Source organism: Francisella sp. 19S2-4 (assembly GCF_036281795.1).
GTDB lineage: Bacteria > Pseudomonadota > Gammaproteobacteria > Francisellales > Francisellaceae > Francisella.
Genome location: NZ_JAWUZH010000004.1, coordinates 1 through 14,135 on the forward strand (window position 1 = coordinate 1; position 14,135 = coordinate 14,135).

Here is a 14,135-nt window from a genome sequence, read left to right on the forward strand (position 1 = left end):
AAAATACTAATATCTGTAACATCTGTATTTTACAAAATATATCTAACAATTTGGGATATTAATTCAACAGTCTTTATGTTATTATTCATAAAAATAATCACTAAATATAACGACTAACCTAAGGCCATATAATAGCCTTGATTATAAAATATATAAGCTTTAACTCCTTCTATTCTGGTAACGGAATAAACTCTTCCTCATCACCATATACTTTTTCAAATTTGCCACTTAACCAATCACTTTTTGCTTTATCAATTCTTTCTCTACTACTTGACACGAAATTCCACTCAATAAATCTATAAGAAAGCTTATCACCTCCAATTATAACAATCTGAGCATCAGATATAGCAATTAATTTAGATATTTCTTGAGTATCTATCACAAGCATTGTGTGACTTCCTATAGTCTTTTTGCCATACTCAATCTTACCTTTAATTACATAGATAGCTAATTCTTCCTCAATTGGCAATGTAATAAAATCATCTTTTGGAATATTAGCTTCAATATATAGAGTTTTACTGTATGTTTTAACTGGGGACTTATATCCATAAGCATTTCCAACCAGAAGTTTAAACTTTATATTATTAATAGTAAACTCTGGTAACTCCTCACTTGAATAATGATAAAAAGTAGGTTCAATCTCTTCATAATGCTTAGGTAAAGCATACCAAAGCTGTATACCATGAAGGATACGGTTTTTTAATTTAACCTCATCTCTTTCACGTTCAGAGTGTGTTATTCCCTTACCTGCTACCATAAGATTTACTTCTCCTGGCAATATCAATTGAGCACTCCCTAATGAATCCCTATGATAAATCTCCCCTTCAAATAAATATGTAACTGTAGCTAAATTGATATGAGGATGGGGTCTAACATCCATACAATCACCAGCAAATAATTCAACTGGACCAAAATGATCAAAAAATATCCAAGGACCAATCATTCTTTGTTTTGTTGTTGGTAGAACTCGTCTAACTTCTAAACTATCTATATTATTAGTCTTTGCGTTAATTATATATTTAATTTTCATGTAGACTCCCTCATTATTTGTTTAGGTTATTTCTCTTATGAAACTATCTACTTTTTCCTCTATTGTAGCCCAAGAAGTAACTAGTCGTACCATAGAGCTTTCTTCATCAACTTCATTCATAACAAAAAATGTAAACTTCTCTTGAAGAGTTTTAATTAAAGTATTTGGAAAAATAGCAAAAACCTGGTTGCTTTGTGTAGGTTGCAATAATCTGAAACCAGCGTCAATTATTGCTTGTGAAAGCTTTTCTGCCATTTTATTAGCATGGCTAGCTAACTCAAAAAAAAGATTATTAGAAAATAATTCCCTAAATTGAAGTCCTAACACTCTACCTTTTGCTAATAGCGCTCCTCTTTGCTTAATATTAAAGCCAAACTCTTCAGCTAGATTTTTATTTGGAATAACTATTGCTTCTCCAAATAAAATTCCAGCCTTAGTCCCACCAATCCAAAATATATCTGAAAACTCTGCAATATCAGCTAAACTTAAATCACTATCTTTAGCAGTCAATGCCGCACCCAATCTTGCACCATCAATAAATAATAATAAATTATTTTGTTTACAAACTTCTGATAGCTTCTGTAATTCTTTTTTTGTATATATAGTTCCTAATTCTGTTGAATTAGAAATATATACTAATTTAGGTTTTGCCATATGAGGAGCATGAGAGTTATTTTTAATCACTTCTTTGATATCATTAGATGTTAATTTTCCATTATCAGAAAAAACTGAAATAATCTTATGTCCTGTAGCTTCAATTGCACCAGCCTCACGTAAAGCAATATGCCCACTATTAGCAGAAATTACAGCTTCATATGGCTTTAAAATACTTGAAATACATATCAAGTTAGCAAGAGTTCCTCCTGCAACAAAATATACATCTACATTATCTTTATTAAGATGTTTGCATATTAATTCTCTTGCCTGACTGGAGTATTCATCATTTCCATAAGGTAACTGTTGAATTAAGTTTGTATCCTCTAATGCTTTAATTATCTTAGGATGGCATCCTTCACTATAATCATCAAGAAAACTATATTTAAACATCTAACTGATCCTCTAAAACTTTAAAATAAACTCTCTAAGTATTATAAACTAATTATAATTAATATAGACTACTGGAGGTAACTTTAATTTATTTACAATATTCCAAAGGGCAAATTTAGGTAACTAGTTATGATTTTTTTAGAAAAGCAAAATGATAATGCAGAAACTTTAGCATATATTGGTCATGTCGATAATGTAATTCATGGTATTGTTCCAGAGGAACTAAAATACAGGCGCTTTCTTGCAAGTAATTTTGATTATGGTTTCGAGCTTGGCTCACCACAAAGTGTTTATAATTTAGGAGAATGCATTTTACTTAATGATATGATTTATTCTTCTCGAACAGATGTAAGCCGTACAGAAAGAGATCCTTTAATGTGGGGACCTGAATTTGTTACAACAGGCATTTTTCTCATACCTAAAAACACTCCTGTAAACTATTATGTCAAATACTTTTCTTTTGATAAAGAATACTCTCTAGCTGATATATACAAACGTATTTATGAACAATTAAAATGTCCTTTTGCTATAGTTGGTTGTGTACAATTTGCAACGGTAAATGCTGAAGCCATAACTAAGGCTCCTATAAATAAAGAAAATATATTTAATAATTCTGATAATTATTACGATGAGAAAAAGTACGAAGATACTGATGTAAACTTTGCAATCATGGGAGTCATTAGTAACCCTAATGATAAAAAATTAACAGAGATTAATAAAGACTTATCATCAGTTCTATACCATAACCCTTTTGCTAACAAAAATAAACTATTGACCCATACTCATGGTCTAATACTAAATAAGTCTATAATTGATATTGAAAAAGTTCAGCCTAAAAATGCCAAAGAAGTTCTTCATATTCAGGATAGATCTTTAGTACGCTATGTTAAGCTAAAAGTTTATAAGATAAAAGGTTTAACTAAGTACGCTTAAATATTTTCTATTCTTTTTTTCTTATTATAATAAGATTTTAAAATAAAAGGTACTAGAGCCATTATTGTCAATACACTTACAGCTAGTATAAACTTATCATCGACAAAATTATCTACAGTCCCTTTTATTACAGCATTCTTAAAATGAACACCAAACCAAACATATATAAATGTAAAAGGTATTATCCCAAAGAAAGTAGTAAAAAAGAAAATACTATTTTTAACTTTTAAAATAGCTGCTAAAACATTAGGTATAAAAAAAGGTATTGGTATCAGTCTAGCAACAAACAATACTAAAATAGGATGTTTTATTACTAAAGACTTAAATTGTGAAACAATTTTTATTTTTGAATCTTTAGTTGTTTCACCCCAACTATATTTTATAACTAAAAATGTCAATGTAGCACCTATAGTTGCTGAAAATAAAGAAACTATAAATCCTAACCATAGACCAAATAATAGTCCTGCCAATACTTTTAAAAAAGGTTTAATAGGAACTGAGAAAAAAACTGTAAGTATATATATTACACTATATATAAAGATTGATTTTATAATATTACTATTAACATACAAATCTGCTTTATTGTACGCTATTTGTAACTCTTTAAGATCAAAGTACTTATAACCATTTAAAATAAAAAATAGAAAGACCCCAAAACTAAAAAAAAATACAATAAACAATCTTTTTATAAGTAATGAATTTAAGAATTTCACTTAGATTTTATAAAGATATTAGAATATAAATAATATTAAGCTAAAGCAGATTTTGCTTTTTCTACAACTGCAGCGAATGCATTTTTGTTGTATACAGCTAGTTCAGCTAATGCTTTTCTATCTAGCTCAACACCAGCTTTGTTTAAACCATTGATTAATTGGCTATAGCTAATATCGTGTTGTCTTGCAGCAGCATTAATACGAACAATCCAAAGAGATCTGAATGTTCTTTTCTTAACTTTACGGTCTCTGTAAGCATATTGACCTGCTTTAATCACAGCTTGCTTAGCTACTCTATATACTCTTGAACGAGCACCATAATAACCTTTAGCTTGATTTAAAACCTTTTTATGACGTGCGCGTGCTGTTACGCCTCTTTTTACTCTTGACATAATTTAATCTCCACTTTAAAAATTGATAAACAAACTTATGCGTAAGGCATTTGTTGAACTAAGCTAGCAGTATCAACTTTAGCTACTTGATTCATACCTCTTAAATGACGTTTTCTTTTTGTTGTCATTTTAGTGTTGATATGAGCACGATTCGCACAACGGTGTTTGAAACCACCTTTACCAGTCTTTTTAAAGCGCTTAGCAGCACCACTTTTAGTTTTTAACTTTGGCATTTTTAAATACTCCGCATTGTATTAATTGTTGTTTTTATTTACTACTTTTTCTTTGGTCCTAAAACCATAATCATTTGACGACCTTCCATTTTAGGTTGGTGTTCCACTACACTGTGTTCAGCAGCATCATTTGCCATACGTTGAAGCATTTCCATGCCTAACTCTTTATGTGACATCTCTCTACCTCTGAATCTTAGCGTAACTTTTACTTTATCGCCTTTTTCTAGGAACTTTATCAGGTTGCGTAGTTTTACCTGGTAGTCACCTACATCAGTCACAGGTCTAAGCTTTACTTCTTTTACCTGCGTCTGTTTTTGGTTCTTTTTAGCTTGTGCTTTTTTCTTACCCTGTTCGAATAAGTACTTACCATAGTCCATCAAACGACAAACCGGTGGATTAGCATTTGCTACCATTTCAACCAAATCAACATTAGCCTCTTCAGCCAATGCTAAAGCCTCATTGATCGATACAATTCCTATTTGTTCTCCATCAACACCAACTAAACGCACCTCTTTAGCTTTTATTTGCTCATTAACAGGTGCTTTTTTTTCCGTTTTAATAACTTTTTTCCTCCAAAGAAATTATTATCTTTTAGCTTCAATTTGCTCTTTTAAGAATACACAAAAATCATCTACAGACATTTGTCCTAGAGTTTCACCATTATGCTTTCTTATATTTACAACTTTTTGCTCTTGCTCATTTTTACCTAGAATAACAAGGTAAGGAACACGTAAAAGAGTATGCTCACGTATTTTAAACCCAATCTTTTCATTTCTCAAGTCTAATTTAGTACGAATACCGTTTTTTTCAAGAGTTTCAAAGACTTCTCTACAATACTCATCCTGATTATTACTAATTCCTGTCACTACTACTTGAGTCGGCGTTAACCACAATGGTAAATTACCTGCATAATGCTCCATAAGCATACCTATAAATCTCTCTAAAGAGCCAACTATTGCTCTATGTAACATTACAGGGACTTGCTTATCACCATTTTTATCAATATAAGTTGCTCCAAGCCTCTGAGGCATAGAGAAATCTAGCTGTACAGTACCACATTGCCAACTTCTACCTATAGCATCTTTTAAATGAAATTCTATCTTAGGCCCATAAAAAGCCCCTTCACCTGGTAGTAGCTCATAAGCAACATTGTTGGCTTCTAAAGCATTTTTAAGCATTTGCTCAGATTTATCCCAAGTTTCATCATCACCTATTCTATTATCGGGTCTTAGAGCAATCTTTACATCAAAATCATTAAAACCAAAATTTTTATAAACCTCAAAACATTGCTTAACCATTAAGATAACTTCTTCTTCAACTTGTTCAGGTGAACAGAAAATATGACCATCATCTTGAGTGAAACTTCTGACTCTCATCAAACCATGTAAAGAACCAGAAGGTTCATTCCTATGCACTATACCAAACTCTGCCATTCTAATCGGTAAATCGCGATAACTATGTAACTTAGTATTATAAACTTGCACACAAGTTGGACAATTCATAGGACGAATCGCAAAATCTCTATTCTCAGATTTTGTTGAAAACATATTCTCAGCATACTTTGAAGCATGTCCTGACTTTTCCCATAAACTAAAATCTGCTATTAATGGAGTTCGAATTTCACCACAACCATATTTCTTGTTAGAAGCTCTCATATAATCTTCTACTTCACGCCAAATTCTAGTCCCATTATCATGCCAAAAAGCTATTCCTGGAGACTCTTCTTGAAAGTGGAATAAATCCAAAGCTTTACCAATTTTTCTATGGTCACGTTTCTCTGCTTCTTCTAACATGTGCAGATATTGATCTAAATCTTCTTTAGTAGCCCAACAAGTACCATAAATTCTAGTTAACATTTCATTATTAGAATCGCCTCTCCAGTACGCTCCAGCTAACTTTGTTAACTTAAATGCTTTTATAAGTGCTGTACTAGGAATATGAGGTCCTCGACACAAATCACTAAACTCACCTTGAGTATAAATTTTAATTTGTTGATCAGCAGGAATACTATCAATTATATCAACTTTATATTTTTCGCCTTGAGCTTTAAAAAACTCTATAGCTTCTTGCTTAGAAACAACTTTATAGCTTACTGGAGTACCTTTTTTAGCAAGATCTTTCATTTTCTTTTCTATTATAGGAAGATCTGATTCACCAATATTCTCTTTAAAAGAAAAATCATAATAAAAACCATTCTCCACAACAGGTCCTATAGTAACTTCTGTATCAGGATATAACTCTTTAACTGCATGTGCTAAAAGATGAGCACACGAATGACGCAAAATTTCTAGACCTTCTGAATCCTTTGTCGTAATTAACTTTAACTCACAATCATTTTCAATTATATCTTTAGCATCTTTTAATTGACCATTTATATACGCTCCCACAGTTACTTTAGCTAAACCAGGAGATATAGACTTAGCAATTTGTAATGAGTTAACACCCTTTTCAAACTCTTTTATAGAGCTATCTGGAAATGTAATATTTATCATATATTTCTTCTTTTTCTTATTAATATAAAATTACGCACGAGCTATATTATATGGTATAGCATTAACTATGTAAATTACTTATCAAGCTTAGTAAACTACTAATTATAACCCTAGATAAAAATATCTAATTTTATCTGTTTGGTAGAAAAAGCATAAAAATCAATTCTAATCTTGTCAATTTTTAACAGTCGTTGTCAAAAGTAAACATACCATGGACTATTTAATTAATGATAGATTGTATTCTAATGAAATAAAATTCATGTTAATTATTTTATAAAAACTTACAGAAAGGAGCTTAACAATGAAATTAAATAAGATAACTTTATTAACAGGATTATCTATATTAGCTAGTTCACAAGCATACTCCCACGGCTACGTTGAGAGTCCTGCTGCTCGAGCATATTTATGTAAAACAGGACAAAATATAAACTGTGGAGGGATTATGTATGAACCTCAATCACTTGAAGCTGGTGATAGATTATTTAACAACGGTCAATTAGATAATAAAATGGGCTCCGTTGGTCGAGATGATTCTATAGCCTTAGATGAACAGCAAGAAAGCAGATGGACAAAAACTGTAGTAGCCTCAGGACAGCCACTAAATATTAAATGGTATTTTACAGCAAACCATAGCTCAAGACATTTCAAATTCTATATCACTAAGCAAAACTGGAATCCAAATGAACTACTAACTAGAGATAGTTTTGAAGATCAGCCTTTAAATTGTTATGATCCTCAACCTTTTTGGAAACCTGATGAACAACCAAATAAGGAAGGATTAACTTTTACTTGTACAATGCCTGAAAGAACTGGTTATCAAGTAATTATGGCTGAATGGGATGTCGCTGACACTGAAGCAAGCTTTTATAATCTTATAGATGTATATTTTACAAATGAGCATGCTGCTGGTACAATTATTCTTCCAGAAGGTGATATCGAAGCTTCAACAGGTATACCTACATATGACCCTAATAAAGAATATCCTAATAAAGGTACAGAGGTCGTTTATGAAGGTAAAGTTTACAAAAGTCAGTGGTGGGTAAACCCAGGTGAAAATCCGCCAGGGCAAAATAATGTCTGGGTATATGTCCGTGACTATGAAGAAGAATCTCCTGTTAACCCTAATGATAAATATCCTATTGAAGTAACTAGATTTAATCTAAATCCATCTAAAGTTAAAGAAGGCGATATAATAAACTTAGAGCTAGCAAAAGCATCTGATAATACTTTAGAAAAAATAAAGCTTCTAGATGTACCTGCCAATATGTCTCCTGAAAATCTTTTAAAAACTTTAGCAGAAAAAGTTAATGAATTAAGTTCACAACAATTAAATGACGCTCTTATTGCGGGAGAGAAAAATGCTGAAGGAGCTGTTATTCCTAGCACGACAGCTCTATATATTTATCAAACAGCTGATAAACCTTACAATCATGTTGGATTCGAACATGATATTGCTGATCAAAATTTAGTAAATGAGCTACACTTAATGGACTTTAATAATGCATATACTTTAGATTCTTCTGGAAACTTAAACATTAATGCTAAAATAATGTCTCATAGTTCTGAAGAAGTAGATGTCACTGTTACACTACAGGACAAAGATGGTAATCAAGTATATAGAAAAGACGACATTAAAATTGCTCCTACGGATACTTATGATCTAAATATGAAAGTTGAAAACCTATCTGCAGGAGATTATGAGCTTATAATATATAGTCAACTACCAGGGGCTCAAGCTTGGCAAGAAGACTTAGACATTACCGTTAATGAATACTCTGAAACCACAGGTGAAGACATTAGCAAATATCCAGAATATAAAGCAAACACTGTATATAATAGTGGCGATATCGTTAGTAACAATGGTGAATTATATCAATGTAAAACAAATGTTGCTGCTTGGTGTTCTGGAGCTGCTTGGGCATATGCTCCAGGTACAGGCAGTGCTTGGCAACAAGCTTGGAACCTATATGAAGCAACATCAAATGAAACTAACGAAAACCCTAGTGATAATACTCATTTAGTAAATGTTGATATCGAAGCTAAAACGCCTTACTATCAAGTGAACTCTAATAATACTGTTACCGCACGCACTTGGTATAGCAATATAGGTTCTATCGACTTAGACAAAAACCAAATAACTATAGTTCCTTGGGACAAAGTTGCAAACAATGATAGTTCGGATTATGTTAAATGTCCTAAACCAAATGGCAATCAAACTAGTATTCTTTATTTAGTTGAAGGCGACTTAAATAATGTAACTTGTAGAATAAAATAGTCAAATTTACTATCCGTATCTTTTAAGATGTTATTTTAACAAAAAATATTTCCTAATTATCAGACTTATCAAAATTATCATTATAAAGAACATGCATCGTAGCTATCACTTTATTTGTATTATATAGACCTTGATAACTATTCATTACAGCATGACACTTATTATCATATTTTTCATTACATAGTTTTAGATAGTACTTACAAAAATCTACTGATATTTTTTCATGCGTTTCATACTCTATACCTTTTTTAGGATTGTAGATTTTACAATAATTAAGATACTCTTCTGATGCATAAGTATTAAACGAGAGAGAAAATAAAGAAATAAATATAAAATAGCTCTTACTCAACATAACTCTTATATTCTTCTGGCTTTAAAAGATTACTTAATTCTTCACTATCGCCAATCTCTATCTCAAATATCCAGCCCTTTGTATAACAAGACTCATTTATAAGCTTAGGATTATTAACTAATTCTTCATTAACTTTGACAACTTTTCCAGATAATGGCGAATAAATATCAGACGCTGTTTTAACAGATTCGATAACACAAATCTCATCATCCTTAGAATATTCTTGTCTAAGTTTTGGAAGATCAACATAAACGATTTCACCAAATTCATTTTGAGAATAATCATCTATCCCAACTCTTGCAATATTACCTTTAATGTCAACCCACTCATTAGATTCTGTATATAAATACTTATTATTAATTTCTGACATATTTCCTCTTTAACAAAACAAGTTTTTATTTTAGCTAATTGATGATAATAGCATAAAAATCCTTTAAAATTAATTTGTAAAAAACAAATTCTCAGTCATTACACTTATGAATCTAGAAAATAAAAATATTATTATAACTGCTGGTGGAACAGGCGGACACATATATCCGGCCCTAGCTGTCGCTGAACTACTAAAACAAAACAAAGCCAATGTAACTTGGGTTGGAACACCTAATAGCATGGAGGCTAACATAGTTCCTAAATACTTTAATATTCAATACATAAAATCATCTGGCATCAGAGGAAAAGGAATAATAAGAAAAATTACATTTCCTATAAAACTAATATTAAGCACAATCAAAGCTCGCTCAATATTAAAAAAATTTAAAACCGATCTTGTCATTGGTTTTGGAGGCTATGTCTCTGGACCGATATGTCTTGCTGCCGTACAAAAGAAAATCCCTATTATAATACATGAACAAAATGCAAAAATTGGTTTAACCAATAGAGTTTTAGCTAAACTTGCAACAAAGATATGTTTAGCTTTTGAAATTGACAATATAAAAGACTATTTCAATCAAAAACAATTAGCTAGAACAAAAGTTGTTGGTAACCCCGTAAGAAAAGACATTGTAGCCTTAAATAATAAGTCTAAAAATTTTTCTAATTCTCAATTAAAACTACTAATTATTGGAGGTAGTCAAGGAGCAAAAGCTATAAATGATATTATTCCAAACTTAATAGCAAAAGCTCTTGATGAAAATCTAAATATAAAAGTTTGGCATCAAACCGGTAAACTATCATTTGAAGAAACAAAAGACAACTATAAAGACATTCCTCATGAGAACATTAAAGATATATCTGCTTTTATCTTTGATATGGCAGAAGCTTACGATTGGGCAGATTTAATAATTTGTAGAGCAGGAGCTCTAACTGTATCAGAATGTGCTGTTGCAGGCCTACCTACAATATTTATACCACTACCTTCAGCTGTTGATGATCATCAATTTTTTAATGCCCAAAATATTGTTAAAAATGGCGCTGGTTTTTGCTTAAGACAACAAGAGATGACTTTGGAAAATTTAATCGATATAATTAAGCCTTTAGCACAAAATAAAACTCAACTTGAGAGAATGTCACAAATTGCAAAAAAAACATTGATAAAAGACTCAAGTGAACAAATATTAGAATGTGTAAAGGAAATTTTAAATAAGAATAATTAAGGATCTAAAATGAACTTTGATATGTCAAAGCTAATGCAACAAGCACAAAAAATGCAAGAACAAATGAAAAAAGCCCAAGAACAACGTGACAATATGGAAGTTACAGGTGAATCTGGAGCTGGTCTTGTAAAAATAACAATGACAGGAAAGTATGACGTTAAATCTGTAAACATTGATAGTTCTCTAATGAGTGAAGATAAAGAAATGTTAGAAGATTTAGTTGCAGCTGCCGTTAATAGTGCAGTTAAAAAAGTTGAAGAAAACTCTTCTTCTACAGATATTCAACAAATGGCAAAAGATGCTGGTATTGATTTACCAAGCGGCATGAACTTCCCTTTCAAATAATGAACAATAAAATATTCTCTCCAAAAATTACCGCGGTAATAGAGTCTCTACGTAAGTTACCCACTATTGGTAAAAAATCATCACAACGATTAGCTTTACATTTATTAGATAAGTCTCCCGAGACAGCTATTGCTATTGCCAACTCTCTTTTAGAAGCTACACAGTCGATTAAAAAGTGTCAACAATGCCAAGCTTTAACAGAAAATACTATTTGTAATATATGCAGTAGCACAAATCGTAATGATACTAAGTTGTGTATAGTTGAAAATATGCTAGATATGATAGCTATTGAAGAGGCAGGTATTTTTAAAGGAAAATACTTTATTTTAAATGGAAGAATCTCTCCTTTAGATGGAATTGGTCCTAATGAGCTTAAGTTAGATATCTTAACAGAAATTATTGATTCTCGAGAAATTGATGAAGTAATTCTTGCAATAAGTCCTACAGTTGAAGGAGAAACTACTGCTCATTTTATCTCTCAAATGATAAGAGACGATATAAAAATCTCTCGTATTGGATTTGGGGTTCCTTTTGGTGGAGAGTTAGAATATCTAGATCAACAAACATTACTACATGCATTTAATGCAAGAACAAATTTTTAATCCTTTTATATATTAAGAATTCTTTCCACATCGACACAAACATCTAGTTTTCTTATTAAACGAATTAGTAGATAAAGCTCTCTTCTATTTCTAACAATAACAATAGAAGCTAGTTTTGCATATTTATTATCTACAGATATCATCTCAAAAGTACGAATATCTACTCCTTCTCTAGCAAGAGTCGCTGTAATTTTTGCTATTGAGCCTGGTATATTTTTAAGTGTAATTGCAATACGAGTTTTAAAGCTCGGATCATCATCACTATTGACATACCAATCAGCTTCAATTTCTTTAATATCTTCTCTTTTTAATTTTGCATATAATTGATTACAGCTTTTTCTATGGACCTCTACATTACCATCATCATTAACAATTCCTAGGATTTCATCATTAGGAAGTGGTAAACAGCAGTCTGCTATACGAGGATCATCTCCGTATCTTATTTGAATCTTAGAAACAAAAGACTTTCTATATGAATTACGTATATCGTCAAAGTATTTAGCTATAAATTCAATAAAATTACTTGGATCTATTAACCCTAAACCTGTATCAAGATAAAATCTATTAATCGTATCTATACCTTCATAATTAAACAAAGCTCCATCTATAATCTCATTTGGCACTTCTTTTAATTCAACTTCTAATTCTTTAAGTCGGCTCTCAACAAGCTCTTTACCTTTTATATAGTCAGTATTTTTATACTGCTGTTTTAAAAATTCCTTAATAGCAGACTTAGCTCTACCTGTTTCAACAAAATTTAACCAACTTGGGTTAGGATCAGCTACTGCTGAAGTGACTATCTCAACGTGATCGCCTTGTTTAAGCCTATAATTAAGAGGCACTGATTTTCTATTTACTTTAGCAGAAACACATTTATTCCCTATATCTGTATGAATAAAATAAGCAAAATCAACACATGTTGAGTTTATCGGCAATTCAACAATTTCTCCTTGAGGAGTAAAGACAAAAACATCATTATTAAATACATCAGCTTTAACATTTTCCAAAAATTCAACAGAACTAGCTGTATATACATTAATATCAGATATTTTTTTAAGCCATCTTTGTAAAGCTTTGTCTGTTTTTTCACCAATTTTGTAGCTCCAATGAGCTGCAATACCATATTCAGCCTGACGATCCATTTGCTCAGTTTTAATCTGTATTTCCAACGGAATATTATATGGGCCAGAAACAACAGTATGAATTGATCTATAGCCATTAGCTTTTGGTGTAGCTATATAGTCTTTGAATCTCTGAGGAATTGGTTTATATAGCTCATGGACCTTTCCCAAAGCAACATAACAATCAATTCTATTAGGAACAATAACTTTATAAGCATACATATCCATAATTTCATCAAATGAAATTCCTTTTTTCCGCATCTTATTATAGATACTAAATAAAGTCTTTTTTCTTGCTTTTATATCATCTGGACCAGCTAGATTTCCTAATTTTTCAATCAAAGCTTCTTTTACTTGATAAAAGACTTTTTCCTTATTTTTCTCTACCTTTTTAACTTTTTCTTCTAAAATATGATACCTATAAGGATGCATTCCTTCAAAAGCAAGCGTCTCTAACTGTTCTTTTAATGTATTAATACCTAATCTATGAGCTAGCGGAGCAAACACATCAAGAGTCTCTTTAGAAACCCTTCTTTTCTTCTCAGGTTTCAAAGGTGCTAAAGTTCTCATATTATGTAATCTATCAGCCAACTTTATAAATATAACTCTAACATCTTTTGTTACTGACAAAAGTAACTTACGAAAGTTCTCAGCTTGCTGTTCTACTTTATTTTTATGTCTAATTTGAGTAAGTTTTGTTACTCCTTCGACAAGTTGAGCAACTTTTTCACCAAAACGTTCAGATATATCTTCAGCAGTATATTCAGTATCTTCAACAACATCATGCAAAAGAGCTGCTATAACAGTATCAACATCCATTCTAAGTTCTGCTAATATGCATGCCACAGCTACAGGATGTGTAAAATAAGGCTCTCCTGAGCTTCGTACTTGCGTTTCGTGAGCATCAGCTCCAAAGATAAAAGCTCGAGCTATTTTATATCTTTCTTCATCAGGTAAATAGCTAGAAATAAGTTTATTAAGATCATAATAGCAAAACATAATAATTCA

15 protein-coding genes are annotated in these 14,135 nt (G+C 31.2%); 5 read left to right on the top strand and 10 right to left on the bottom strand.

What is annotated here, in order from left to right; genetic code table 11:
* Positions 1-169: 169 nt before the first annotated feature.
* Positions 170-1,030, bottom strand: a complete 861-nt coding sequence (locus R8535_RS01415) for a pirin family protein (protein ID WP_329495829.1) — start codon at positions 1,028-1,030, stop codon at positions 170-172.
* A gap of 21 nt (positions 1,031-1,051) precedes the next feature.
* Positions 1,052-2,077 carry a threonine aldolase family protein gene (locus tag R8535_RS01420; RefSeq protein ID WP_329495831.1) on the bottom strand — a complete coding sequence of 342 codons (1,026 nt, stop codon included), beginning with the start codon at positions 2,075-2,077 and terminating at the stop codon, positions 1,052-1,054.
* 129 nt (positions 2,078-2,206) lie between these two features.
* Between R8535_RS01420 and R8535_RS01425 the strand changes: the two genes are divergently transcribed.
* Positions 2,207-3,010, top strand: coding sequence for a hypothetical protein (locus R8535_RS01425; RefSeq protein WP_329495833.1), 804 nt, complete (start codon positions 2,207-2,209; stop codon positions 3,008-3,010).
* On the opposite strand, the gene R8535_RS01430 is transcribed toward R8535_RS01425, so the two are convergent.
* Genes R8535_RS01430 through thrS form a run of 5 tightly spaced genes read right to left on the bottom strand, consistent with a single transcriptional unit; the run spans position 3,007 to position 6,840 of the window.
* Entirely contained in the window at positions 3,007-3,723 is a 717-nt protein-coding gene (locus tag R8535_RS01430) for a TVP38/TMEM64 family protein (RefSeq protein ID WP_329495835.1), read from the bottom strand. The two genes, R8535_RS01425 and R8535_RS01430, sit on opposite strands and share 4 nt — an antisense overlap.
* 35 nt (positions 3,724-3,758) lie before the next feature.
* Positions 3,759-4,115 carry a 50S ribosomal protein L20 gene (gene rplT, locus R8535_RS01435; protein WP_329495836.1) on the bottom strand — a complete coding sequence of 119 codons (357 nt, stop codon included), beginning with the start codon at positions 4,113-4,115 and terminating at the stop codon, positions 3,759-3,761.
* 35 nt (positions 4,116-4,150) lie between these two features.
* On the bottom strand, positions 4,151-4,348 hold the full coding sequence (gene rpmI, locus R8535_RS01440; protein WP_003034330.1) for a 50S ribosomal protein L35: 198 nt from the start codon (positions 4,346-4,348) through the stop codon (positions 4,151-4,153).
* A gap of 41 nt (positions 4,349-4,389) precedes the next feature.
* The gene (infC, locus tag R8535_RS01445; RefSeq protein WP_329495993.1) at positions 4,390-4,908 is read right to left on the bottom strand and encodes a translation initiation factor IF-3; all 519 of its coding nucleotides are present in this window, start codon (positions 4,906-4,908) and stop codon (positions 4,390-4,392) included.
* 24 nt (positions 4,909-4,932) lie between these two features.
* Positions 4,933-6,840, bottom strand: a complete 1,908-nt coding sequence (gene thrS / locus R8535_RS01450) for a threonine--tRNA ligase (protein WP_329495855.1) — start codon at positions 6,838-6,840, stop codon at positions 4,933-4,935.
* Between the two features lie 301 nt (positions 6,841-7,141).
* On the opposite strand from thrS, the gene R8535_RS01455 reads away from it, so the two are divergent.
* The gene (locus R8535_RS01455; protein ID WP_329495857.1) at positions 7,142-9,115 is read left to right on the top strand and encodes a lytic polysaccharide monooxygenase; all 1,974 of its coding nucleotides are present in this window, start codon (positions 7,142-7,144) and stop codon (positions 9,113-9,115) included.
* 52 nt (positions 9,116-9,167) lie between these two features.
* Here R8535_RS01455 and R8535_RS01460 read toward each other — a convergent pair whose 3' ends face one another.
* Together R8535_RS01460 and gcvH are read right to left on the bottom strand one after the other, a co-directional pair.
* Positions 9,168-9,467, bottom strand: a complete 300-nt coding sequence (locus R8535_RS01460) for a hypothetical protein (protein WP_329495858.1) — start codon at positions 9,465-9,467, stop codon at positions 9,168-9,170.
* On the bottom strand, positions 9,457-9,837 hold the full coding sequence (gcvH, locus tag R8535_RS01465; protein WP_329495859.1) for a glycine cleavage system protein GcvH: 381 nt from the start codon (positions 9,835-9,837) through the stop codon (positions 9,457-9,459). The genes R8535_RS01460 and gcvH overlap by 11 nt, the downstream gene beginning before the upstream one ends.
* A 106-nt stretch (positions 9,838-9,943) precedes the next feature.
* Between gcvH and murG the strand changes: the two genes are divergently transcribed.
* Genes murG through recR form a run of 3 tightly spaced genes read left to right on the top strand, consistent with a single transcriptional unit; the run spans position 9,944 to position 12,006 of the window.
* Complete coding sequence (murG, locus tag R8535_RS01470) at positions 9,944-11,059, top strand: undecaprenyldiphospho-muramoylpentapeptide beta-N-acetylglucosaminyltransferase (protein WP_329495860.1); 1,116 nt, start codon at positions 9,944-9,946, stop codon at positions 11,057-11,059.
* Between the two features lie 9 nt (positions 11,060-11,068).
* Positions 11,069-11,404, top strand: coding sequence for a YbaB/EbfC family nucleoid-associated protein (locus R8535_RS01475; RefSeq protein WP_329495862.1), 336 nt, complete (start codon positions 11,069-11,071; stop codon positions 11,402-11,404).
* The gene (recR, locus tag R8535_RS01480) at positions 11,404-12,006 is read left to right on the top strand and encodes a recombination mediator RecR (RefSeq protein WP_329495864.1); all 603 of its coding nucleotides are present in this window, start codon (positions 11,404-11,406) and stop codon (positions 12,004-12,006) included. The genes R8535_RS01475 and recR overlap by 1 nt, the downstream gene beginning before the upstream one ends.
* 5 nt (positions 12,007-12,011) lie before the next feature.
* Here recR and R8535_RS01485 read toward each other — a convergent pair whose 3' ends face one another.
* Positions 12,012-14,126 (bottom strand): RelA/SpoT family protein, encoded by a 2,115-nt coding sequence (locus R8535_RS01485; RefSeq protein ID WP_329495866.1) that lies wholly within the window; start codon positions 14,124-14,126, stop codon positions 12,012-12,014.
* Between the last annotated feature and the right edge of the window lie 9 nt (positions 14,127-14,135).